General features: G+C 24.4%; 26 protein-coding genes, 2 tRNA genes and 1 other RNA gene. 14 read left to right on the forward strand and 15 right to left on the reverse strand.

Translation table 4 applies throughout. The annotated features are described in order from the left end of the window. Window positions 1-35 precede the first annotated feature (35 nt). The 3 genes from dnaJ to prfA are packed head-to-tail and all read right to left on the reverse strand — an operon-like array spanning window position 36 to window position 2,966. The gene (dnaJ, locus tag ACQW0Y_RS01405; RefSeq protein WP_427867411.1) at window positions 36-1,142 is read right to left on the reverse strand and encodes a molecular chaperone DnaJ; all 1,107 of its coding nucleotides are present in this window, start codon (window positions 1,140-1,142) and stop codon (window positions 36-38) included. A 34-nt stretch (window positions 1,143-1,176) separates the two neighbouring features. Continuing rightward, window positions 1,177-1,887 (reverse strand): peptide chain release factor N(5)-glutamine methyltransferase, encoded by a 711-nt coding sequence (locus tag ACQW0Y_RS01410; RefSeq protein ID WP_427867412.1) that lies wholly within the window; start codon window positions 1,885-1,887, stop codon window positions 1,177-1,179. Next, window positions 1,887-2,966 carry a peptide chain release factor 1 gene (gene prfA / locus ACQW0Y_RS01415; protein WP_427867413.1) on the reverse strand — a complete coding sequence of 360 codons (1,080 nt, stop codon included), beginning with the start codon at window positions 2,964-2,966 and terminating at the stop codon, window positions 1,887-1,889. Before prfA ends, ACQW0Y_RS01410 begins: the two co-directional genes overlap by 1 nt. Window positions 2,967-3,052: 86 nt before the next feature. Between prfA and ACQW0Y_RS01420 the strand changes: the two genes are divergently transcribed. Next, window positions 3,053-3,127 (forward strand) — tRNA-Thr (locus tag ACQW0Y_RS01420). A gap of 119 nt (window positions 3,128-3,246) precedes the next feature. Here ACQW0Y_RS01420 and ACQW0Y_RS01425 read toward each other — a convergent pair. From ACQW0Y_RS01425 to ACQW0Y_RS01445, 5 genes are all read right to left on the reverse strand, one after another. After that, window positions 3,247-3,321 (reverse strand) — tRNA-Trp (locus ACQW0Y_RS01425). A gap of 35 nt (window positions 3,322-3,356) precedes the next feature. Then, window positions 3,357-3,581 carry a phosphopantetheine-binding protein gene (locus tag ACQW0Y_RS01430; protein ID WP_427867414.1) on the reverse strand — a complete coding sequence of 75 codons (225 nt, stop codon included), beginning with the start codon at window positions 3,579-3,581 and terminating at the stop codon, window positions 3,357-3,359. 7 nt (window positions 3,582-3,588) lie between these two features. Next, on the reverse strand, window positions 3,589-4,098 hold the full coding sequence (locus ACQW0Y_RS01435) for an MHO_1590 family protein (protein WP_427867415.1): 510 nt from the start codon (window positions 4,096-4,098) through the stop codon (window positions 3,589-3,591). Continuing rightward, window positions 4,098-5,231 carry an MHO_1580 family protein gene (locus tag ACQW0Y_RS01440; protein ID WP_427867416.1) on the reverse strand — a complete coding sequence of 378 codons (1,134 nt, stop codon included), beginning with the start codon at window positions 5,229-5,231 and terminating at the stop codon, window positions 4,098-4,100. Before ACQW0Y_RS01440 ends, ACQW0Y_RS01435 begins: the two co-directional genes overlap by 1 nt. After that, complete coding sequence (locus tag ACQW0Y_RS01445) at window positions 5,215-5,523, reverse strand: MG284/MPN403 family protein (protein WP_427867417.1); 309 nt, start codon at window positions 5,521-5,523, stop codon at window positions 5,215-5,217. The genes ACQW0Y_RS01440 and ACQW0Y_RS01445 overlap by 17 nt, the downstream gene beginning before the upstream one ends. A 125-nt stretch (window positions 5,524-5,648) precedes the next feature. Between ACQW0Y_RS01445 and ACQW0Y_RS01450 the strand changes: the two genes are divergently transcribed. Next, complete coding sequence (locus tag ACQW0Y_RS01450) at window positions 5,649-6,371, forward strand: pseudouridine synthase (RefSeq protein WP_427867418.1); 723 nt, start codon at window positions 5,649-5,651, stop codon at window positions 6,369-6,371. Here the strand turns inward: ACQW0Y_RS01450 and ACQW0Y_RS01455 are convergent. The 3 genes from ACQW0Y_RS01455 to efp are packed head-to-tail and all read right to left on the reverse strand — an operon-like array spanning window position 6,368 to window position 9,078. Then, window positions 6,368-8,218, reverse strand: coding sequence for a transketolase (locus ACQW0Y_RS01455; protein ID WP_427867419.1), 1,851 nt, complete (start codon window positions 8,216-8,218; stop codon window positions 6,368-6,370). The two genes, ACQW0Y_RS01450 and ACQW0Y_RS01455, sit on opposite strands and share 4 nt — an antisense overlap. Further along, complete coding sequence (locus ACQW0Y_RS01460) at window positions 8,211-8,519, reverse strand: MMB_0454 family protein (protein WP_427867420.1); 309 nt, start codon at window positions 8,517-8,519, stop codon at window positions 8,211-8,213. The genes ACQW0Y_RS01455 and ACQW0Y_RS01460 overlap by 8 nt, the downstream gene beginning before the upstream one ends. 1 nt (window position 8,520) lies before the next feature. Next, window positions 8,521-9,078, reverse strand: coding sequence for an elongation factor P (gene efp / locus ACQW0Y_RS01465; RefSeq protein ID WP_427867421.1), 558 nt, complete (start codon window positions 9,076-9,078; stop codon window positions 8,521-8,523). A gap of 131 nt (window positions 9,079-9,209) precedes the next feature. Here efp and nadE point away from each other — a divergent pair, with 131 nt between their 5' ends. Further along, window positions 9,210-9,992 (forward strand): NAD(+) synthase, encoded by a 783-nt coding sequence (nadE, locus tag ACQW0Y_RS01470; protein WP_427867422.1) that lies wholly within the window; start codon window positions 9,210-9,212, stop codon window positions 9,990-9,992. 25 nt (window positions 9,993-10,017) lie between these two features. Here the strand turns inward: nadE and ACQW0Y_RS01475 are convergent, their stop codons facing one another. The 4 genes from ACQW0Y_RS01475 to ACQW0Y_RS01490 form a co-directional block, all read right to left on the reverse strand. Beyond that, complete coding sequence (locus tag ACQW0Y_RS01475) at window positions 10,018-10,737, reverse strand: MHO_1580 family protein (RefSeq protein ID WP_427867423.1); 720 nt, start codon at window positions 10,735-10,737, stop codon at window positions 10,018-10,020. Next, entirely contained in the window at window positions 10,701-11,111 is a 411-nt protein-coding gene (locus ACQW0Y_RS01480; protein WP_427867424.1) for an MHO_1580 family protein, read from the reverse strand. The genes ACQW0Y_RS01475 and ACQW0Y_RS01480 overlap by 37 nt, the downstream gene beginning before the upstream one ends. Before the next feature lie 189 nt (window positions 11,112-11,300). After that, the gene (locus ACQW0Y_RS01485; RefSeq protein ID WP_427867425.1) at window positions 11,301-11,651 is read right to left on the reverse strand and encodes a hypothetical protein; all 351 of its coding nucleotides are present in this window, start codon (window positions 11,649-11,651) and stop codon (window positions 11,301-11,303) included. A gap of 175 nt (window positions 11,652-11,826) precedes the next feature. Next, window positions 11,827-12,375 carry an inorganic diphosphatase gene (locus ACQW0Y_RS01490; RefSeq protein ID WP_427867426.1) on the reverse strand — a complete coding sequence of 183 codons (549 nt, stop codon included), beginning with the start codon at window positions 12,373-12,375 and terminating at the stop codon, window positions 11,827-11,829. 110 nt (window positions 12,376-12,485) lie between these two features. Here ACQW0Y_RS01490 and ruvA point away from each other — a divergent pair, with 110 nt between their 5' ends. The 11 genes from ruvA to ACQW0Y_RS01545 all read left to right on the forward strand — a co-directional run bounded on the left by ruvA (window position 12,486) and on the right by ACQW0Y_RS01545 (window position 24,219). Then, window positions 12,486-13,103, forward strand: coding sequence for a Holliday junction branch migration protein RuvA (gene ruvA / locus ACQW0Y_RS01495; protein WP_129694510.1), 618 nt, complete (start codon window positions 12,486-12,488; stop codon window positions 13,101-13,103). Beyond that, window positions 13,081-14,028 (forward strand): Holliday junction branch migration DNA helicase RuvB, encoded by a 948-nt coding sequence (gene ruvB, locus ACQW0Y_RS01500; RefSeq protein ID WP_427867427.1) that lies wholly within the window; start codon window positions 13,081-13,083, stop codon window positions 14,026-14,028. Before ruvA ends, ruvB begins: the two co-directional genes overlap by 23 nt. An 88-nt stretch (window positions 14,029-14,116) precedes the next feature. Then, window positions 14,117-16,762 carry a protein translocase subunit SecDF gene (gene secDF / locus ACQW0Y_RS01505; RefSeq protein WP_427867428.1) on the forward strand — a complete coding sequence of 882 codons (2,646 nt, stop codon included), beginning with the start codon at window positions 14,117-14,119 and terminating at the stop codon, window positions 16,760-16,762. A 34-nt stretch (window positions 16,763-16,796) separates the two neighbouring features. Beyond that, window positions 16,797-18,056, forward strand: a complete 1,260-nt coding sequence (gene hisS, locus ACQW0Y_RS01510) for a histidine--tRNA ligase (protein WP_427867429.1) — start codon at window positions 16,797-16,799, stop codon at window positions 18,054-18,056. Further along, complete coding sequence (gene aspS, locus ACQW0Y_RS01515) at window positions 18,056-19,729, forward strand: aspartate--tRNA ligase (protein ID WP_427867430.1); 1,674 nt, start codon at window positions 18,056-18,058, stop codon at window positions 19,727-19,729. Before hisS ends, aspS begins: the two co-directional genes overlap by 1 nt. Window positions 19,730-19,746: 17 nt before the next feature. Next, the gene (gene secG / locus ACQW0Y_RS01520) at window positions 19,747-20,001 is read left to right on the forward strand and encodes a preprotein translocase subunit SecG (RefSeq protein ID WP_004414865.1); all 255 of its coding nucleotides are present in this window, start codon (window positions 19,747-19,749) and stop codon (window positions 19,999-20,001) included. A 9-nt stretch (window positions 20,002-20,010) separates the two neighbouring features. After that, a complete protein-coding gene (gene rnr, locus ACQW0Y_RS01525; RefSeq protein ID WP_427867431.1) occupies window positions 20,011-22,143 on the forward strand; it encodes a ribonuclease R in 2,133 nt (710 codons plus the stop codon). A gap of 32 nt (window positions 22,144-22,175) precedes the next feature. Then, entirely contained in the window at window positions 22,176-22,607 is a 432-nt protein-coding gene (smpB, locus tag ACQW0Y_RS01530; RefSeq protein WP_427867432.1) for an SsrA-binding protein SmpB, read from the forward strand. Between the two features lie 5 nt (window positions 22,608-22,612). Beyond that, window positions 22,613-23,000: a transfer-messenger RNA gene (ssrA, locus tag ACQW0Y_RS01535) on the forward strand. Between the two features lie 167 nt (window positions 23,001-23,167). Next, window positions 23,168-23,344 carry a DUF2188 domain-containing protein gene (locus tag ACQW0Y_RS01540; protein ID WP_004414744.1) on the forward strand — a complete coding sequence of 59 codons (177 nt, stop codon included), beginning with the start codon at window positions 23,168-23,170 and terminating at the stop codon, window positions 23,342-23,344. 2 nt (window positions 23,345-23,346) lie between these two features. Continuing rightward, window positions 23,347-24,219, forward strand: coding sequence for a tetrahydrofolate dehydrogenase/cyclohydrolase catalytic domain-containing protein (locus ACQW0Y_RS01545; protein ID WP_427867433.1), 873 nt, complete (start codon window positions 23,347-23,349; stop codon window positions 24,217-24,219). Window positions 24,220-24,271 lie beyond the last annotated feature (52 nt).

The following is a 24,271-nucleotide window of genomic DNA, read 5'->3' on the forward strand; positions in this document are numbered from 1 at the left end:
AAATTTTTTGTTAAAAAATTAAATTAAAAAAACGACTAGAATTTTTTTAATCATTCTTCTCGTTTTGTGTCGTTTTTATCTTCAAAAATTCCTTTAAGATTTTTGGTTTCTTCCCTACTTAATTTTGGCATATATAAGTCAAATTTAATATATAAATCACCTTTATAATTCGAATTCTTATAAGGATATCCGCAATTTTTTACTTTAAACGGATCATTGATTTTTAAACTATGATCTATTTTAATTTTCTTATTACCATATGGTGTAGGTATTTCAATCTCATCTTCTAATAAATAACTTTTAATAGAAAGTGGCATTTCAATATATAAATCGTTATTTATTTTCTTGTATTTTTTACTTGGAGTAACAGAAAATACTAAATATAAATCTCCAGGATTATTACCATAAGAAGAAGGTTTCCCTAAACCTTTTATTCTAATGGTATCACCATCTTCAACACCAGTAGGTATTTCTACACGTTGTGTAACCTTAACTTTTTTAGTTTTTTGTCCATTACATTCATGGCAAAATTTATTAATTTTCTTACCTAAACCCTTACATGTAGGGCACGTTTTTACTGTTGAAAAAATTGCTACTCTTTGTTGGATTCTACCAACTCCGTTGCAAGTACTACATGTTACTATATCAGCGTTACTCTCAGCGCCTGTTCCATGACAATAATCGCAAACTTCATATTTATCTAAGTTAAGTTCAATTGTTTTGCCAAAAATTGCATCTTCAAAATTAATGTTAACTACTAATTGTAAATCTTGTCCTTTCTTAGTATCTTGATTTTCATAATTATTAAAAGAACTAAAAATATCTCCGAAAATATCAGCCCCGGAAAAACCTGAACCAAAACTTTCAAAAAAGCTACTGAAAATATCTTCTGAATTTCCAAAGTGGTAAGCATTTGGATCAAATGCATTATGACCAAACTTGTCATATTTTTCTCTTTTTGCTGGATCTGATAATATTTCGTATGCTTCTGATACTTCCTTAAATTTCTCTTCAGCATCAGGGGCACTATTTTTATCAGGATGATATTGCATAGCTAATTTACGATAAGCACTTTTAATTTCTTTTTCTGTAGCATTTTTATTTATGCCCAATATTTCATAATAATCTCTCTTGTTTGACATAATAAAGAATTTTAGCACAATTTTAATTAGAGTGCTATTTTTTTAAATCATTATATTTTAATATCGCAATTCGATTTTTTTTATTTATATCTTTTATAAAAATAGTGTTAGGATAATTTTCCTCAAGTCATTTTTTAGAAAACTCGTCTATTTCTAAAATTAAATGACCGTTAGGTTTTAGATAGTAAATTGAATCATTGGTAATTTTTTTATAAAAAAATAAACCGTTCTCTTTTGCAAACAAGGCTTTCTTTGGTTCCCATTTTAATGAATTTGCAAATTTATGATTTTTATTTAAATATGGCGGATTAGATACAATCAAATCAAATTTTTCTTTTATTTTTTTAAATAAATTGCTCTTTATAACTTTACAATTCTTTAGTTTATTTATTTTAATGTTTAATCTTGTTTGTTTAATTGCTTGATTAGAAATATCAGATAATGTAACATTACATTTAATATTCTTATTTATCGCCAAACCAATAAAACCTGATCCACAACATAAATCCAAGACTTTTGAATCTTTATTTATATATTTATATGTTTCGATAATAACCTCTTCTGTTTCATACCGAGGAATTAAAACATCATATCTAATGTCAATATGAACATTTTGCATAGTTTGATATCCAATTATTTTTTGAACTGGATAATCTTTTTTTAATAGTTTTTCTTCCTTTTTTGAAATAAAAAGAGGTTGCTCGTATCTTCTTTTTTCTCTTAGCAAAACCTCTTTATCTATCATTATAAACCTGCTTCTTTAATCTTTCTTGCTTTCTCATCAGCAATTAAAGCTTCGATTATTTTTTCTAATTCACCTTCCATAACAACTTTTAAAGAAGTTGAAAATCCAATTCTATGATCAGTAATTCTATCTTGTGGGTAATTATATGTTCTAATTTTTTCACTTCTATCGCCTGTTCCTGCTAATTTTCTTAATCCACTTTCTTCTTCTTCTCTTTTTTGAATTTCAATTTCGTATAATCTACTTTTTAAAACTTTTAAAGCAGTTTCTCTATTTTGGATTTGACTTCTTTCGTCTTGAGAAGTAACAACAATACCAGTTGGTTTATGTGTAATTCTAACAGCTGAATCAGTTGTATTAACAGATTGCCCGCCAGCTCCCGATGATCTAAAAACATCTACTTCAATATCATCTGGTTTAATAACAATATTAACGTCGTCATCAATTTCAGGTAAAACAGTTACAGTTGCTGTAGAAGTGTGTACACGCCCTTGAGTTTCGGTTGCAGGAACTCTTTGAACCCTATGAACACCTCTCTCAAATTTCATTTTAGAAAAAACTTTTTCTCCTTTTACACTAAAAACAATTTGGCTATACCCACCAGCTGAACCATATGTATAATCAATAATTTTTATTTTAAATCCCATTTCTTCAGCGTATTTTTGATACATTTTAAATAAATCACCAGAAAAAATATTAGCTTCATCGCCACCTGCTGCTCCTCTAATTTCGACAATAACATCTCGTTTGTCATTCTCATCTACAGGTAATAAAAGTTCTTTTATTTTTTCCTCTAGTTCTTTTAATTGTTCTATTTGATTATCAATATCATTTCTTGCTAATTCAATTAGTTCTTCATCTTTCTCATTAGTCAAAATATCCTTACTTAACAAGTAAAGATCTTCTATTTCTTGGTATTTTTTAAAGTTTAAATATATATCTTCAATATCAGCTTTTTCTTTTGAAATTTTTGTATATTGTTTTATATTATTGTAAACTTCTGGTTCATTTAATTTTTGTTCTAATTCTAAATATTGTTTTTTAATAGAACATAAAGATTCGTACATTGTTTTTTCCATATGTATAAGTATATTTAAATTTATTTAAATTTATTAAAAATAATAGTTGTTTTTTTATATAATAATAATCAGTCATATTTAAAAACGCCGTCATAGCTCAGGGGCAGAGCACTTCCATGGTAAGGAAGGGGTCGCTGGTTCAATTCCAGTTGACGGCACCATATATTAATTTACTAACAAAAAATCTAACTAACGTTGGATTTTTTTGTTATTTATTTTTTAAATTTAAATAAAAAAAGCAACATTGAAGTTGCTTTTTGAATTCATTAAATTAATGATATGGCACGGGTAGCAAGACTCGAACTCACAACACACGGGGTTGAAGCCCGTTGTTCTACCATTGAACTATACCCGTACAAACGATACGATAAATATTTTACATTATTTTTTTTATTTTGTATATTTTTGATTGATTATATCGATAATATCATTAATAGTTTTTAGGTTCATTAATTCTTCGTCCTTGATTTCGATTTTAAATTTACTTTCTAAATCTGATACTAAAAGAACAAGATCTAAACTATCAATGTTTAAGTCTTTGATTAATGTTTCTAAATCAAAAGGTTTTTTTGTAAGCTTTTTTAATTCTTTAAATACTATATCTTGAAAATTCATAATAATATTATAACTTATTTGTACTTATCTTATAAGTTACAACACTTTTTTCTTTTTCATTATTTCACTTAAAAGTAATTATTAAATTTTGATCATCTACTTTTTTATATGCGTATCTGACTTCACCATTGGTAACTAGCATTCTATTTAAAATATCTTTAATAATATATACAATCATGTCTTCATCAATTCAAGCTTGCCCATCTTTATAGTTTAATTTATTATAATAATCTGTGCTTTTTATTTCAGGAAAAATTTCCTTTCAATTTAATTCTTTTTTTGTTTGATTATCAATTAAATTATCATTACTATCAGTATTTTGATCTAAGTCATTGGTTTCGCTATTGTTAGTATTATTGTTATTACTTTTTTCTTCATGATTCTCATTTTTTTCTAAATCTGAATTTTGATTTTTCTTGTTTTGTAAAACAACAAAAGTTGTGGCTAATGCAGCAGAGGTGCCGATTATTAGCCCTAGAGATGTTCATAATAATATTTTTTTATTTCTTTCTTTCATTATTTTTCTCCTATTTTGTTTATTGATTCTAAAGAATTTGCATTATTAATTATTTCGATAAAGTTTTTATATTTAATTAAATGCCATTTTTCATCAGTTAACCAACCTTTAACTGATGAAACTTTTAATTTTATTATTCCATTATTAATACTAAAGAATGGTTTTTTTAATTCTTGAGAATAACTGAGTTTAAAATTCTTTAAATTCTTACCTAAATTAAAAATAATTTCATATCCAAAAATTCCTTCAAATTTTAAAGGAATTAATAAACCTAATTTTGCTTTAGGATTTGGTTCATTAACAATAACACTTTCGGACAATTTATCATAGTAAGAATATGAATCTATTGAAATATTAGCCTGATTAAAAGAAGTGTAATTTATTTTTGTATCGTATTTATTTTTTGAGTTACTAAATAAATTTGCAGTTGAAAAACTTAAATCATAAATATCTGTATTATCAATAAAAAACTCTTCTTGTGTTTTATTATCTTTTTTCGTTATTTCTAAAGAGAATAAATTTTGATTATAAGTTCCTAATTTTAGAGTATTTGGTCTAAAACGAAAATTTAGATATTTAGTTTTAAAATTATGATTTATTGAAAATTTGTCAATCCTATCTGGTATTGAACTTATTTCTATTTCGCTAAGAATTTCAACATTTATATCCTTGTTAATTGGTATATTTTTAGATCTTAAATTTTTTTTAATTCAATAACTAAAAGATTTACATTGATATCAATAACCGCCGATATTGTATTCAATTTCAAAATTTAAATTAGCTATATCATTAAAATCTAATTTGTTTTTAGAATCTAAATCACTATTAAAAGTTAATGTAATATTTCCAGTATTTAGATTATATCTTGGTTTAAAATCAACTAGTTTATTATTGATTAAAGGAGTGACCCTTATGTCTTTTATTTCTCTTAGTGGATTGTAATGCTCAAAGGTAATAATAAAATTATCGCTTTGAATAATTCTTTTGATTTTAACTTTTGTTAGCTCATTAACACTGGTTCAATTATCTAAGTACCTTGTCTGTTTTGCATTAATAATAAATTCTTCAGTTCATCGATCTTGCTTATTTACTAATTCATACTTTTGAACGTTTTGATTATGAACAATAAACATATTCGATAAATAAATCTACTAAATAATTCAATTTTTTATAATAAGCATTTTTAGATCAATTTTCTAAATATCAAGAAGAATCATTTTCATTATTAATAAAGTCTTTTATAAAAATCATTCGATATTCTTCGCTTAAGGAATTAAGAAAAAATTCTAACAGATTAACATTCTTAATACTCTTATCCTTTGTGGTATTCTTTCTTAATTTTTGGTTCAAACAAAAATCTATGATAAAAGCTCTTTTCTTTTGCAAACTCATGTTTTTTAAATTATCAATTTTGTTTTCTAGCATTTTTTTCTCCTACCCCAATTTAATACCAAAAACAAATAAATAAGATAAAATTGAAACTTAAGATAAAAATATTTATAATATAAATATTATTTTTTCAAAGTGCTATTTTAGGAAAGGTCTTAATTATGGAAGAAAAAATTAAATTGCAAAAAATGATTTCTGACTCTGGATTTTGTTCGCGCCGTGAAGCGGAAAAATTAATAGAAGCAAATCGGGTTTTAGTTAATGATAAAATTGCAACAATCGGTTTAAGAGTCTCAGTTAATGATATTATTAAAATTGACAATAAATTGTTAAAAAATAAAGATGAAAAATTTTACTTATTACTTAATAAACCTAAGAATACAATTTGCACATTAAAAGATCCGCAGGGAAGAAAAACTATTTATGAATGAATAGGGGTTAATAAGTACTGTTATTCAATAGGACGACTAGATTTTAATACTACAGGCGTAATTGTAATAACAAATGACGGGAATTTTGCTAATTTATTAGCTCATCCTTCTTCAAAAATAGAAAGAGAATACATCGTTCACCTAGAAAAACCATTAAGTGAAAAAGAATTATCTTTCTTAAACTCTAGTTTTGTTAAACTAAATGGAGTTTTTTCAAAACAAAAAGTTAAACAAATTAATGATAATGTGTATAGTGTAATTTTAAATGAGGGCAGAAATCACCACGTAAAAAATCTTTTTTTATTAGTAAATAATTTTGTAAAAAAATTACATCGTAAAAGATATGGATGTATTAACGATGAAAATTTAAAAATCGGTGAGTTTAGAAAACTAACTTCTATAGAAATAAATTGATTTCAAAAAAACATCATAAAAAAAACTAACGCAAATTAAATGCTGTTAGTTTTTTTATTTAAAATTATTTTAAGATTTTTTTCTATTGAATTAAAATCAGATTTCAATTTATTATTTGAGTTATTCACATTTAAGTTATATTTAGCATACTTCATTCATCCGTCACTAATATCTTTTGTAAATGTGATGGCCATTTTTTTATTATAATTCAATTTAGATAAATTACCATCATTTGAAATTGAGATTAAATTCAAATTATGTTTTTTTGCTAATTTATAAGCAATTTGTAAATCATTACCTTTTGCTAATAATGAATATTCTGAATCATTTTTTAAAATGTAATATGATCCTGATAAAAAATTATATTTTGAAGTTGTATCGCAAATTCAGCTGCTAGAAAAGTTAGCAATTATTGCAACTGGTCCTTCCGCTTTATTTAAATAATATTCTATCGATCCCATTAATTCCTTTTGATCTGCAGGGTATAATATTTTTAATCCTTCAATTTGTGAAAGAATTCCAATTTGTTCTTCTTCTTGATAAAAAATAGTTGAATTTTCAACAGAATTTAAGTCGTTATTAAAAATATATAAAATTTTAGAATTATCTGCCAATGATTTTCTAATACTTGGAATAATTTTTTCTGCATATGATAATGAGTTAAAAACAAATGGTTTGAAATTGGAATGGGTATAAATTCCGTTTGCTACTAACCCCATTGCTTCTTTTTTCATTCCAAGAAGCAACGAACGCCCTTCTTTGTTATTAAAATCAAAGACACCATTAGCGGTTTTTATTTTTGTTAATGTTCATAAAAATGAAGAAAGGGCAAAAGTATTATTATATTTATAAAAAAGGTTGTTAATTATTGTAAATAAATTGGAATCAATTTCATTAGAAGCTGATAAAAAGTTATCATTAACATTTTCTTTTAATTCTTCGTTTAAAAAACTTATTAATTTATCTGAAGCAGTTCATTTATTAAATAATTTATTATTCTTTTCAAGAACTTTCTTATATTCTTCTACTATTTCTGAATAAGTGTCAAAAAAGTCACCCTTTTTAAAGTTGGTTTGTTCTTTAAATTCATCAATTTGATCAAAATCTATTGTTGATGACTTTGTATAATAGTTCTCTAAATTATGGCTAGATAATTCTCCTAAAGGAGGCTTGATTTCAATAAATGTTGGTTTATTGCTATTTTTAGCCTTAGAAATTGCTTTAGATATGCTTTTATAATCAGCATTATCAATTTTTATATATTTAAAGCCATAAGATTGATAAGTTTTCTTTATATCCAATGCTTTTTTATTTATATTAAAACTGCTTAGTAATGTATTTGCATCATATAAAACAATTAACTTATTTAATTTTACTGACCCAGCATATTGCAATGCTTCATTTGCAACACCGGTTTCTAAATCTCTATTAGAAACATAAACATAAGTATAATGATTGATCTCCCTAAAATTTGCTGATAAATAAGCTTCCGCTATCGCGATTCCAACTGCTTCAGCAACACCATTTCCTATTTTTCCAGAAGAGATTTCGATACCTAATTTATTATTCTTTTTTAAGTAGTTACGAAATTCACAAATTGGTTTATTAATATTTTTTATTTCTTCTTTACTAATCAATCCCAATAAGTATAACATTGAATAATAAGTTGGATTTGCTTCAGAAATAGATAAAATAAATCTATCTCTTGAAATTCAATTAGGATTTTTTATATCAAATTTATAATGAAAAGCAAAAAGTGCATGAAAAATTTTAGCTGCCGTAATATTTATTGCTATATTTGTGCTTTTTGCATTAGCAATTTGTGCTAAGGAATTAATTTTTATATTATCTATTGCTAGATTATTAATTCTTTTACTTTTAAACATTTTTTATACCTTCAAAAATTACATTTATATTATTAGGTTTTACATTTAATAAAGAATATATTCTTTGTTCTAACATAAAAATCATTTTCTTAGTTTCAAAAGACAAGATTGAACCTTTTTTTAATTTATAACTAATAAAAATTTCAATTCCGTTATTATCTTTGATATTAATTGATGGTGCTTTTGTTAAGATAATTTCATCTTGATTTTCAAAAAAATGATTAATTGCTTGATAAATAGTTTCACTTTCTACTTTGAAATCAAAGTTCATCTTTGTATTAACTGAAACAAAATCTTTCATCTTATGCTCTTCCAACATATTTACCTGTTTCGGTAGAAATTGAAATAACTTCTCCTTCTTTTATAAATAATGGAGTTTCTACTACAAAACCTGTTTCTAATGTAACTTTCTTTTGTGCGGCTTGAGCAGTATTTCCTTTCACTGCATCAGGTGATTCTGTTACTTTTAAAGCAACATTAGCTGGTAATTCAATATCTAATACTTCTGATTCGTATTTTCTAACAATAACTTTCATTCCTTCTTTTAAAAAGTTTAATTCTCATTCTAATGAAGAAACAGGAATTTCAATTTGTTCAAATGTCTCTTGATCCATTAAAACAACTGTGTCTCCTGCATTATATAAATAATCCATTGAAACTTTATCAATCATGGCTTTCTCAACTTTTTCACCGCCAGTAAATGACTTGATAGTTGTAGAACCTGTTCTTAAATCTTTAGCTTTAGCCTTAACATTGGCTTGCCCTCGTCCTTGTTTTGAATGTTGCGCTTCTAAAACAACATAAATATTTCCATCTAATTTAAATGTTACTCCTGGTTTTAAATCATTAACGTTAATCATATTTTTCTCCTAAATTTATTTCTTATTTTTAATTTTTATTTATTTAAATTTTTGTTTGTTTTTTATTATAAATATAAAAAATTATAAATTATTAAATACGAAAAACAAAAATAAAATAATAATTTGTTGAAATGATAATAAAATTATTAATTATGGATAAGAAGCAAACAAATAACACTCAAATGAATAAATCAGAAAAATATTTATCGGTGATTAAAAAAATTCAAAAATGAATTTTAGGTAAAGTAAAAAAAGCAAATTCAATAGGAATAGTTTTAGGAATTTCTGGTGGAATAGATAGCGCTACTTTAGCTTTAATTTGTTATAAAACATTAGGTTTAAAAACACACTTTTATTATTTAAAAACTAAAAGTGATATTGAAAATGAAAGAGATATTAAAAAATTAAATTTCACTTTAAATAATACTATTGAAACAATTGATTTAACAGATGAGTTTAATATGTTTGCAAATAAATTTAGCCTAGAAGAAAATTGAATAAAGGCAAATGCTAAATCAAGATTTTTTATGAATGTTCTATATACAAAAGCGCAACAAAATAATTCACTAGTTTTAGGAACTGATAACTTTAATGAATATTATTTGGGTTATTTTACAAAGTGAGGAGATGGAGCCTGTGATTTATTACCTTTTGCTAATATCTTAAAAAGCGATGTTTATGAAATGGCTAAAGTTATTGGAGTTCCGATTGAAATTATTAAAAAAAGACCGAGTGCAAATTTATTAAATAACCAATATGACGAAGATGAATTGGGTTTTACTTATGAGCAATTTGAAGAATATATTTTAGATAAAAGCAAAACAAAGGATAGCACCGCTAAAAAAATAAAATTTCTAAACAAAAAAACTGATCACAAAAGAAAATTAATTCCAAAGGGACCTAAAATTAATTAAAAAACATCGCGTGATGTTTTTTAATTTATAAATTTTTTAACGTTCAATCTGAATAATTCAAATTTTGAAATTCTTCTGTGGTATTTATAACTTGGCAATTCAATTTTATTAAACCATTATTCTCGTTAAAAAGGGGATGTGAAAAGTTTGCTAAATATTTTATTTCTTTAAGATTATTAACGAGTTTTTGATTTAAATTAAACTTTAGTGTAATATCGCCGCTATATTTTAATGGCAAATGATATCCTTTTAAAATTCCGTTTTTAGATTCAAAAAATTCTTTTTGATTGTTATCTCACCTATTATTTTTATCAATAAAATATTCAATATTTGTTTTAAATTTATTTACCGTATTAATTTTTGGTATTAAATCAAAGCTATAATCTTTATTATTTTCTTTAATTAAAATCTTATTTAAAAAATTTATATTGTAATTACGAGCCGGTGTATAGTATCTATTTGGTGTCTTAATTTCGATTTTTTGTTCCAATACTTTATATAAGAATTCATTTTGTTTTAAGTTGAAAAAATTAAAATTAAAAATTAAATTATTATAATAAGCTATGTTATTCTGAAAAGGATTAAGTTGCGGTAAAACATTATTCTCAATATCAAACTTTATCGATTCAATAAAGTTAAATTTTAAATTTTTATCTCTCACATTTATATTTGTAAAATCATTATTAGTTTTATTGATATTAAAATTAATTATAAAAGATAGTTTATTAAAAAATCTTTTCTTCATTTTGAGTGAAAACTAAATTTTAATTTTGAAAGATCATCAAATTTAATTATTGTTTTATCTTGAAAAAACATAGTTTTAAATCTAACTCTATTGTTTTCCAATTCTTCTAAATCTTGAATAAGTAATTTTTTATCATTAAGTTCAAGAATTTTTATTCTCGATGAATCATAAACTCTTTTTGGCACAATAAACTCTAAAACTCAAGAATTTTCATTTAAATTTCTAAGAATTTCAATTTCACACTTTTCATTGTGATTTAATCCTAAATCTACATTTTTGTTGTTAATTTTACATTTTTCAATTGAAGTTTTAATCTCTTCTTTATATTCATATGTAATTTTTTGCTGATTTACATCTTGATAATTATATATCATTAATTCTCCAGTGCCTTTTAGGCATAATAAGTACACCATTTTTTTGAGCTAAAAAATTAATAATGAGACAGAAAAATTTTTATTACATAAATTTTAAATTAGTCTCAACCCTGAATAAAATTAAAAATAAATATTTATTTGCAACTTAAGCAAATAAATATTAAAAAATTACTTTTTATACTAATTTTACTATTCACCAAATAAACATCAATATATTATTCTTTCTAAGAATCTAATTCTGCGATAAAAGGTAGATTTTGAAATATTGAATGTTTTTCAAGTGATATTGTCATAGTCATTTCTAAAGATTATTGTTAATAATATTGAACGATCAAGAGCTGAAAGACTTTTAATTAAATCATAAATAAAGTCAATGAAGTTTAATTTGTTTTGTAATCTTTTTTCTCTAATTCTTGCAAAGTTAGCTAATTTTTTTGCTAATTTTAGTTCAAATTCTTCTATATCATAATGATATTTTTTACTACCATTTTTATTATCTAAATTTAAATCTGATAGTAAGGTTGACAATATCGGTTTCATCGCTAATAACTTTTTAAATTTTTTTCCATATTCCTCGCTTTCCACCTTATTTTAATCCTTTATTTTATTTTTTATTTAATAATTGAGACTCAAAAATTCTTTTATATTTTTCAAAAAAAATATAAAAAAAATTTTAAGTTTTATAAAAATATAGCGTTTTTTGTACACTATATTTTTATAAATATTTTTCTGGATGTAATTCTTTCATTCTTTTGATAAATTCTTCTTTGTCTAATGTGCCGTATTTTTCCATTAATTCAACACATTCATTATATTCTTTTTCAGCTCACTCAATGTTTTCGAAACCAGTTACATTTGTAACATTAGCACCTTTAAAGAATTTATAATTTTTAAAGAATAATTCTACTGAATGAAGTCACATTTTATCTAAATCTTCTAATTTTGTAATATGGTCTAAACGATAATCATCAGCATGCACAGCGATTAATTTTGTGTCCGTTTCACCTGAGTCAATCATTTTCATTGCCCCAATAATTCTTGCTTCTACAACTACGCCTGGCATAAATTCTTCGGGAGAATATACTAAAACATCTAATTCATCGCCATCTCAATCTAAAGCTTCAGAAATATAACCATAATTTGCTGGATATTTAAAACCTTCTCTTAAAATTCTATCAACTTTAATTTTTCCAGTTTTTCTATCGTATTCATATTTAATATTAGAATTTTTAGGAATTTCTATGTTTACTAATATATTTTTCATAGTTAAAATTTTACCAATTTTTATCTTTTCTCAAAAATTTCTTCTTTTTTTCGCTTTCACAATCCGATAAACAAAACTTTTCTTATATTTAATGGCGGAGGAAACAAAAAATGACAATTTATTTATACGGTAAAATCGTGCATACTAATGCAAATTATTTAATTTTAGATCATAATGGAAGAGGAGAACTAATTTATGCACCTCAGATTAGCAGATTTAAAGTTGGCGAAATAAGAAAAATTTTCATTTCGGAAATTATTAATGAATATAATAAAGTAACATATGGTTTTGATACTTTTAAAGAAATGGTAGTGTTTGAGGATTTAATTTCTTTACAAGGGTTGGGCCCAAAAACAGCAATTTCAATTTTAAACAGCGGTTGAGAAAATATTATTAATTACATTGCAAATTCAGATAAGGAAAAATTAACTAAAATACCTTATGTTTCTAATAAAATTGCTAACTCTATACTTTTAACATTAAAAGATAAGTATGAAAAATTTATTTCTAAAATGGCCGAAGATGAACTTCAAAAATTCAATAAAGCTACTCAAACTAATTCATCATTAAAAGAATTTGAAGAAACTATGAAGATGTTGGGTTTTAAACCAAATCAAATAAAGCTAGCATTAGATAATATGGAATTAACAAATAATATTGAAGAATCTGTTGAAAATGCAATAAAAATAATAAGCCAAAAACAAAATGAAGCAAGAATTCAGGGTTAATAGTTTTGAAAATTTTATAGGACAAAATAAAATTACATCAACTTTAAAGGTTATGATTAATTCTGCTAAAAAACAAAAGAAACCAATAGATCATATCCTTTTTTATGGAGCTCCTGGCTTAGGAAAAACCACTTTAGCACAAATTATTGCAAATGAAACAAAAGCAAATATCGTTTATGTCCAAGGACCTTTAATTCAAAAGAAAAGTGATATTTTAACATTATTTTCATCATTGAAGGAAAATGATATTTTGTTTATTGATGAAATTCATGGAATAAACAAAAATGTTGAAGAATTACTATATTCAGCAATTGAAGAATATGTAATTGATTTACCAATAGGGGTTGAAGGCGATATGAAAATAATGCGTCTTAATTTGAATAAATTTTCTTTAATTGGAGCTACAACTAAATTTAATTTAATTTCGAATCCCCTTAAAGATAGATTTGGATATATTGGTAAATTATTGCCATATACAGTTAATGAAATTCAAACAATTATTTCTAATTCCGCCACAAGAAATAATATAAAAATCAACTTAAAAGCAGTTGAAGAAATTTCAAGAAACTGTCGTTTTACACCTAGAATAGCTAATAATTTATTAAATCGAGTTCATGATTTTGCAATTTTTAAAAATCAAAAAGAAATTGATTTAAATTTAGTGAAAGAAGCATTTAATTATCTAGATGTTTATCCTGGTGGATTAAACATTTTTCAAGTAGAATATTTGTTAATTTTAAAAAATATTTTTAAAAACAAAAGTGCTTCACTAGATACAATTAGCTCAATAATAAAAGATGATAAGTTCACAATAATAAATGATCTTGAACCCGCTTTACTATTACAAAAATATATAGAAAAAACTGTTAGGGGAAGAAGGATAACGGAAGACGGTTTAGAATATTTAAAAAAAATTAATAAATAATTTAAACATAACTAAGCTTTTTATAACTTAGTTTCAATAATTCAACTAATATGTTCTAAAAAATAACAATTATTATATAATTGTACCTATGAATAAAAAAAATAGAATAAGTCCTGCAATAAAATGGGTATTTAGTATTTTTGTGTTAATTGCTATGATTATAGCATTAGTTTTTGGAACAATATTTTATTTAAATCCTACCTTAAAAAACAACAATCCAACAAATAACGACATAGTAGGTACGAAGGCAGTTTTAAAAATTGCTAAAGATAAATATCAATCAAGTTCAAAAACAGACATAACACCTAATAAAATTGCAGATATAGTAAAAGATTATTTACAAGAGAAGGATGATAAATTGACATCTAATTTTGATGTTAAGTTATTATCTAATGATTTAATTGAAATTAAAAGTTTACTAGCTACTGATGATATAAAACAGAAACAGTTATTAGATTCATTGGTAAAGAAACCTTATTTAACAATTACTGATCATAATGGTAATCCATTGTTTTATAAAGGAAGATATCAAGGGGGAGAAAGTACTTTTCACGGATTACAAGAACTTATCGATGAGGGTTCTCAAAATTTTAATATGGATTTAGACGCAAATCCTGCAAGTGATAAAATTCCACAAGGATATGCTGATAGAATTCAAATTAAATTAAATAATTATGCTTGAGATCAATTCACACATTTAGCTTACGATTATTGAATTCGTGGTTTTCAAGAACAAGATCAAAATCTGGAAGCTCCTAAAAACAAAGTTTATTTCTGATTGAATTTAGATGAATTTATTCATAATGCAATTAAATATGATAAAGAAAACTGAGATAAAGCAAAAAATAATCCCGTTAATTATGTTTATGTAAATCACAACCCAGGTGAAGAAGTTACAAAGGATAAAGAAGGTAATATTTTAAGTTCATTAAAACCAAACCTAAAATATTCAATTAATGCTCAAAAATATTTAATTTCAGCCACTTCTCCTGTTTCATTAATTTCATCACAAAAACGTGATTCAATATTTTATTTAATAAACAATAGTCCAAATGGTTATTCAAATAAACAATTAACTTCATTAATTAATTTTTCTTATACACCGTTTATTTTAGAAAAACAAGCAATTTATTTTGAAACTAAATCAGTAAAACAGTTTGATTCTTATATTTTAGCTATTGTTATTATTTTAATTGCTATGTCTATATTTTTAGTTGTAAAACATAGATTACTAGGTGCTATAGCTAGTGTCACGATGGCATTTCTATTATTTGTTTTCTTATCAATAATAAGTGCATTTGGTGTAGTAATTAATTCTTTAATTGCATTAATTACAATATTTATTATTTTTGTGGCATTTAGTTTATTGGCTAAAAAACTTCAAATTTTTTCAAAAGAACTTAGAGAAGGTGCTAATACAAATAAAGCAATAAATAAAGCAACTAAAAGAACTTTTATTTCCGGACTTGATGTTATTGCAATTTTAGGAATAGGTTCAATTTTAGCGTTTTATTTAAATATAAATCATTCTTCAACAATTGGGGCTTTAATTGGAATTGGGGCTTTACTAATAGCAGCAATAGTGATAGGATTAAATACATTATTATTCAAATCATTTATTCAAACAGAATCTTTTGATAGTAAGAAACACTTAATAACTAAAACAAAATTAACTAAATGTAAATTTATTGAAAAAATTAATATTTTATTTAAAACTAAGTATTTTATTATTCCATTAATAATTTTAATTAGTGTTGCAATTATTATTTATGGATCATTTGCTATTAAATCTCAATCTGCGTTATCTGGTTTTAATATAACTAATGAATTAAGTCATAAATTTATTTATAACATCGGTATAGACTTTAAAAATAGCGAAAGCATTTCAGCACAATCGGCAATTTTTAATGATTTATCTGAATTTATAACAAATAGTAGTAAGGCAAATGTAATTATTGAAAAAGTTAAGGTTAATGAACAAGGTCTAAATTCATTATTTGTTTATTCAAACGTAAATATAAATGATTTTATCAATACAGAATTAGTTAACTTCTTTAACTCAAAAAATTATTTAAATGTCGAACTAGTTAAATCTGGAAATAATTTAAATAATTCATACGTTGGCACTTCAATTGGATGAACGGCTTTATTAATTATTTTGATTAATATAACTGTTATTGTTTATATCACATTTAGATATTCATTCCAATCAGCACTAGTTTATTTAATTAAACAATTATTATTAATCAGTTTAGTAATTTCTTCATTAATTATTTTTAGAACCAAAATTGACAATTTTGTATTTGATGGATTATTATTTATATCATTCATAAATATTTTAGATTCAATAATAAATGCTTCTAGAATTAAAGCTGAAATTAAAAAAGATATAAATACAAAGAACTTTATTTACAAACCAGAACAAGTTAACAGTATTATTAAAATATTATTATCAGACGTAATTGCAGTACAACATTTTAATTTATTTTTAGGATTTATTTTATTATCTTCAGCACCATTTTTATTAGTTAATGTTTCATTTAATTTAATTTTAACTTTCCAACTATCATTATTATTTATATGATATTTAAACCTATTTATCATGCCAAAAATTTGAGAACAACTAATTAATATTAAATTCAAGAATAAACAAAGAAGAATAGAAAAAGATTTCTGAAAAACAGAAAAAATTCAAGAACAAACATTTATTGGAATCAATGATTTTTCAATGTAATTTTAAAAAATATAAAAGTATTTAAGAGGTCAAAATGTTTAATAGATTAAAAGGAACTAAAGATATTTTTGGAAAAGAAGCTAGAATATTAAATTTTATTCGTCAAACTTTTGAAAAAGTAAGTAATAGATATAATTTTAGTTTTATTGAAACTCCTATTATTGAAGATTATGCTCTTTTTGTTCGAGCTACAGGTGAAACAAGTGATATAGTTACCAAAGAAATGTATGTTTTTCAAGATAAAAGTCAAAGAACAATAAGCTTAAGACCAGAGTGTACAGCTTCAACAATTAGAGCTTATGTTGAAAATAAAATAAATAATTTAGAAAAAACCAAATTGTATTATTTTGGCCCAATGTTTAGATATGAAAGACCTCAAAAAGGAAGATATAGACAATTTATTCAAGGTGGTGTGGAACTTATTGAAGATAAATCTGTTTTATCTAATTTTGAAATAATAAAATTTGCAAATGATTTTCTAAAAGAATTAAAATTAAACGATTTTGTATTGCAAATTAATAATTTAGGAAGCTTTGAAAGCAGAAATAAATACATTAATTATTTAAAAGAATACTTTCAAAAATATAAAGACCAACTTAGTGAAATATCACAACTTCGTTTAGAAAAAAATGTTTTAAGAATTCTTGATGATAAAGAAGAAAACCAAAAAGAATTTGTTAAAAATGCACCTAAACTTATTGAGTTTTTATCAGATGAAGAAAAGAAAGATTTTGATGAATTAATTAATTTATTAAACAATTTTGGAATATCATATGAAATAAATCCTTATTTAGTTAGAGGGCTAGATTATTACACTGATATTGTTTTTGAATTTGTTTCTACCTCTGAAGCCTTAGGGTCACAATCGACTATCTTAGGAGGCGGAAGATACGACGGAATGATTGAATCTTTTGGTGGACCAAAAATTGGATCAATAGGATTTGCTTTTGGACTAGACAGAATAGCAGAAATCATTTCTTTCAACATTGAAAAATATGATAATTTAAAAAATAAATTAGATATTTTAATAGCTTATCTAAATGAAGAAGAAAAACAAGAAATCATTAATATTGCTTATGATCTTCGTAAAGAATTCAACGTTGAATTAATAAATAAAAAAATAACAATTAAACAACTATTTAAACAAAACTATCAATTAAAACCTAATATTTTAATTTTTAAAGAACTAAATTCAAAAGAAAATGAAATAAAAATGAAAATAAATGAAAAAGAATTCGTTTTTGAATATAGAAATATTGAAGATTTTAAAAATAAGTTAAAGGAAGTGAAGTAATGAAAAAAGTATATTGTTCAAACCTTAATTTAAATAATGTTGATCAAGAGGTAGAATTATACGGCTGAATTGCAAACAAAAGAAAATTCAAAAATCAAATGTTTGTAGATTTTCGTGATTCAAGCGGAATTGTACAATTAATTTTCACAAATGTCTCTGATCCTCTTTTAACTAAAGAAAGCTGTTTGAAGGTTAAAGGAACAGTTCAAAAACGCCTTGAAGCAAACGAACAACTAAAATCAGGGCAAATTGAAGTTTTAGTTAATGAATATGAAATTCTAAATTCTTCTAAACAAATTCCTTTTGATATTAATGATGATAAGATGAATTCTGCAAATGAAGATTTAAGATTAGAATATAGATTTCTAGATATCAGAAATGAAAGGGTTTTAGAAAATCTTAAATTAAGACATAAACTATCTTTATATATAAGAAACTTTTTTGATAAAAAAGGATTCATAGAAGTAGAAACACCTATTTTAGCAAAATCAACACCTGAAGGGGCTAGAGACTATCTTGTTCCTACAAGAAGAAAAGGAAAGTTTTTCGCATTGCCACAATCTCCTCAATTATTTAAACAATTATTAATGGCTGGAGGAGTAGAAAAATACTTTCAATTAGCAAGAGTTTTTAGAGATGAAGATTTAAGAAAAGATCGTCAACCAGAATTTACTCAATTAGATATAGAAATGTCTTTCGCAACAAAAGAAGAAATTTTTAATATTTGCGAAGAAATGTGAGTTGATGTTCTAGGAAAACTAGGATTTGATATTAATTTAAATTTCCCAAAAATGGACTTTGATTATTCAATGCAACATTATGGAAATGATAAACCAGATACAAGATATGAATATTTAATTCAAGACTATTCAAAACTTTTTTCACACAAATTTAACAGAAAATTTGTAAAAGCTATTATTTTTGATCGTAATGTAAATGAACATATTAAATTAATTAATGAAACTTTTAAGAAAAATGGTGGTGACTTTTTTGAAATATTAGATTTATCTTGTGCAACATGTGAAGTTGGTAAATACCTATCAAGTATTGATGAATCAAAAAAACATAATAATTCATATGCTTTAATTTCAGCTGGTGATGAAGAAGATAATGTATTAAAATCATTAGGAGCTATTAGAACACTTTTAAACGATATTTATCAATTAGCTGATCCTAATAAACTAAATTTTTTATGAATTATAAATTGGCCAATGTTTGAATACGACAAGGAATCAGAAAGATATGTGCCTGCCCATCATCCATTCACACAATTCGAAGAAGAAACAATAAAATATTTAGAAAATAAGGAATTTCCTAAAGTTAAAGCAAAATCATATGACCTTGTTTTAAATGGTTTTGAATTAGGATCTGGTTCTATTAGAATATATGATTTAGAAACACAAAAAATGATGTTTAATATATTAAATATATCTGAGAAAGAACAAAAATCAAGATTTGGATTTTTCTTAAAGTCATTTGAATACGGACTTCCTCCTCACTGCGGTATTGCTTTTGGTATTGAAAGAATTTTAATGATTCTAACAAAGTCAACATCAATTAGAGATGTTATTGCATTTCCTAAAAATGCAAAAGGAGTAGATTTACTTACAAGCGCACCTTCTGAAGTTACAAAAGAACAACTTTTAGAATATGGTTTAGAAATTAAAAAATAAAATTAAGGAGAGATTATATGAGTAGTACATTAGTATGAATTTTAGTTGTAATATTATCAATAATTTCATTAGGTATAATTGGAATATCATTTATGATGGCTCCAGATTCTAATAGTTTTAGTGGTGCTTTAGTTGGAAGTAATGACTTAGATTTATTTAAAATTTCAAAAGAACGCGGGATAAAGAAAGTTCTTAAATGATCAATGATTACTTTAGGCGTTCTAATGTTCATTTTTGCGATTGTTTTACGTGTTGTTTGACAACAAGGTTAATAATATATAATGAAAAAAGAAAATACAAACTTTAAAACTTTAGATTCAAATGAAATTTTGGAATTTATTCAAAATAATCCTTTGGGTCTAAGTTTTTTAGAAATAGTAAAAAAGAAAAAAATACATCCAACATTAAACACTAAACTTTCCACAATTTTAAAAAATCTTGTTTCTGAAAATAAAATAGAAGTTAAAAAAAATAATGATTATGCTCCTATTTTTTATTTAAAAACTGTGCAAAATAATGTTGCAATAACCAATAAAAGATTAGGGTTCATTGAATTTGAAGATGGCGAAATTAATAAGTCTGCAATTTTATTTCCTTTCGAAATTAGAAATCTTTTAGATGGAGATTTAATTGAAGCTAAAATATTTTATTATTACAATGAAAACAAAGAAGTTTTGCATAAAGCTAAAATTGAGAAATTATTAGATCATAAGAAAAAAATTCTTGTAGGTAAATTGATTAAAAATCAAAAAAACTTTTATGTTTTTGAACCGCTAAATGATAAAGATAAAGGAAATATTGAAATTTTAAATAAAAGTCAAATTCCTAAAAGTATCAAAGAAGATGATATCGTTGAGGTTTCAGTTTTAAATCCTAACAACAAGAATATTGCTGTGGCTTTTAATAAAATTTTAAGTAACACAAAAGACTTTGATTATCCATTTAAAAAAATATTTTCAGAAAATGAGATTAATTTAGATTTTAATGAAAATGTTATCTTAGAGTCTAAATCTTTACCTACAGAAGTTAATAGTGATGAAATTTCTAAAAGAAAAGATTTAAGAAACTTACTAACTGTTACAATTGATGGATTAGATACAAAGGATTTTGACGACGCTATATCATGTTATATCTTACCAAATGGAAACACTAAACTTTTTATTCATATAGCTGACGTATCTTATTATGTTAAAGAAAATGGTGCTATTGATAAAGAGGCATTATTAAGAGGAACTTCGATATACTTACCAGATAAAGTAATTCCAATGCTTCCATTTGAGCTATCTAATGGAATTTGTTCACTAAATCCAAACGTAGATAGATGTACAATAACTTTAGAACTTGAGATCGATAAGAGCGGAAATAACGTTGAGGAAAAAATTTATGAAAGCATTATTAATTCAAACTACCGTTTAACTTACAATGAGGTAAATGATTATTTTGAAAATAAAATAAAATTACCAATTGAATTAGAAAAACTTCTTAATGATTCAAGAAATATTTCTAAAATTATTCGAAATTGCAAATTGCAAGATGGGTACGTTAATTTTGAAATTAAGGAACCTAAGATTATTATCAAAGATAATAAGGTTATAGGAATTAAGATAAGAGAAGAAGGCGAAAGTGAAAATATGATTGAGGACTTTATGGTTAGAGCTAATGAAACAATCGCTTCAATCATGAGCAAAAAAAATATTCCATCGATTTACCGTATTCACGATAAACCTTCAGATGAAAAATTATTTGAATTACAAGAATTAATGAAATTTGCAAATTATAAGGATGTTCAAGTACCATTTGATGGCGAACCACTAAGTTTTGCGAAAATGGTAAATAAGATTAAAGAAAAAGGGCTAAGTGAATACTTTAAAAATGCATTTTTAAGAACAATGCAGAAAGCTATTTATTCTTCTAATAATATTGGTCATTTTGGTTTAGCTTCAAAGTTTTATTCTCATTTCACTTCCCCAATTAGAAGATATCCTGATTTATTATTACATCGTTTAATTAAAAAATACTTATTTGAAAATAAAACTTTTTCTGATCAAGAATTTGAAGAAATTTCAAATCAAATTGAAAATATTGCAAATCTCAATTCATTAAGCGAAAAAACAGCAATGACAGTAGAAAGAAATATTGTAGATATTAGAAAAGCTGAGTTTTTTGAAACCTTAATAAATAAAGAATTCTTAGCAACATTAGTTTCGATAGAAAAATTTGGTCTATTTTTAAATATCAACGAATTTCAAACAAGTGTATTAATTAGATTTGAAAACTTAAATGATGAAGTTGTTAAGATATCTAATTTTGAAGCAAAAGGAAATAAATATAATTTTAAAATTGGAAAAGATTACTGTATAAAGATCGAAAGTATAGAAAGAGAAAAAGGAAATATTAATGCAAAATTGTGTTAATGTTTCCTTTTTTATCATTTATAATTTTATTTATGCCAAAATTAATTTCAAAAAATAAATTTGCTAAATCAGATTATGAAATACACAGCACATATGAAGCTGGTATTTCATTACTAGGATGAGAAGTTAAAAGTTTAAGAGCGCAAAATGTAAAACTTGATAATGCTTTCTGTTCTATTAGCAACAAAAATGAAATTTGGGTTAACAATATGCATATATCACAATACATGTTAGTAAAAGGTGAATTAGATCGTTCTCGTAAATTGTTGATGCATAGCAAAGAAATTTTAAGAATAAAAAACACAGCCGATAGACTTGGTTTAATCATAATCCCAATTTCAATTTATTGAGTAAATAACCATATTAAATTAGAAATTGCTTTGGCAAAAAGATTAAAAAAATACGATAAGCGCGAAAAAATTAAACAGGAAGAATTAAAAAGAAATATTAAGAATATTTATTAATGCACGGGGGTGTAATGGCTTCGACATGCATTTAATTGTTATTGTTGCAGTGGTCTTGTAAACCTAAAATACTTTCTAGGCTTTTTAAATGCAAACTTAGAAAACAAAAAAGAAAAAGAATTTTTCATGACAAATGTTATGAACAATCAATTAAACCCAGTTTTTGCTTAATTAAATCTGGTCAAATTCTTATAAATGGCCCATTTGTAGGATTTTGTTGTTAAGGGCTAGACTTAGTAAAAATCAGTAAATAGCTAAGTGACATTATCATCTGAAATTATTTAATTTTTTTGTTTGTTTTAACTTAAATAATTTATTTAAAAATAAACTAAACTGTAGAACCAATACCAAAAAAATGTGTGGACCGGGGTTCGATTCCCCGCATCTCCACCAAATGTATAGTAAAACACCAAAAAGCAATATATTTATGTTGCTTTTTTTAATAATAATTTTTGGTTTTTATTTAAAAAAATAACTATTTTTTAATTAAAAAACGCTAATAACTTTATAATATATATAAAAATATTCAAAACGAAAAATAAATATTAATTGGAGGCAAAATGGCTGTTAGATTAGTGGTGAATCATCCTGACGGTTGAGCAGTAAAAAACCCAAAGGGACAACGTGCTTTAAGAGTCTTTAAAACCCAAAAAGAAGCAATGGATTATGCAAGATCATTAAAAGATACAACATCAATTAACGTACAAAGCAAAACTGGTGCATTTAGAAAAGTATAGTAATGTACAAATTATTAGATGGTAGAAAAACTAAAGAGGGAATTCAAGAAAAAATAAAGAAGGAATTGGAAACATTGGCAGATAGTCAGTTGCCAATTTTAGGTATTTTACAGGTCGGAAATCTTGAAGAGTCAAATATTTATATAAAACATAAATTAAATATCGCTCATTCTTTAGGATTAAAAACAAATTTTATTAAATTAGAAGAAAATGCAACAGAAGAAACAATAAAAGAAGCTATTAAAAAGTTAAATGATGAAACAACTGGATTTATTATCCAACTTCCAATACAAACAAATAATGTTAAAAATATAAATGATTTATTAAATGAAATTAAAATAGAAAAAGATATTGATGGCTTAAATGAGATTAATCAAAAATCAAACTTTGTTTTAAATAAAAAATCATTTTTACCAGCAACTGCTTTAGGGATTATTATATTATTAAAGAAATATAATATAGATTTTGCAAGTATGAATATTGGTGTTGTTGGTCAAAGCAAAATAGTAGGAAAACCTTTATCAGACTTTTTTGAGCAAAGTAATGCTAGAGTAAAAAGATATGATATAAACACAAGTAAAGATGATATATATAAAAACGATTTATTAGTGGTTGCAACTGGATGCAGAGGTTGCTTAAATGACGTTAAATTAAAAGATAACGTTATTTTAGTTGATGTAGGCATTCATCGTCTTGAAAATAAAATAGTTGGCGATATTGAAGTTGATAAAATTAAGGAAAGCGTATCTTATTTAACACCGGTTCCAGGTGGTGTTGGTCCTATGACTATCGTGGGATTAATTCTTAATTTAATTAAAGCTTTTGATATTCAAAATGGCACAAATATTTTTTCAAAAATAACTAATGAATTTTAAAAAAATAAAGAAATATTTACTATAATTTTATCCCTCATTTTATCTAAAAATT

The organism is Mycoplasmopsis arginini (genome assembly GCF_965278885.1).
Classification (GTDB): Bacteria; Bacillota_I; Bacilli_A; order Mycoplasmatales; family Metamycoplasmataceae; genus Metamycoplasma; species Metamycoplasma arginini_B.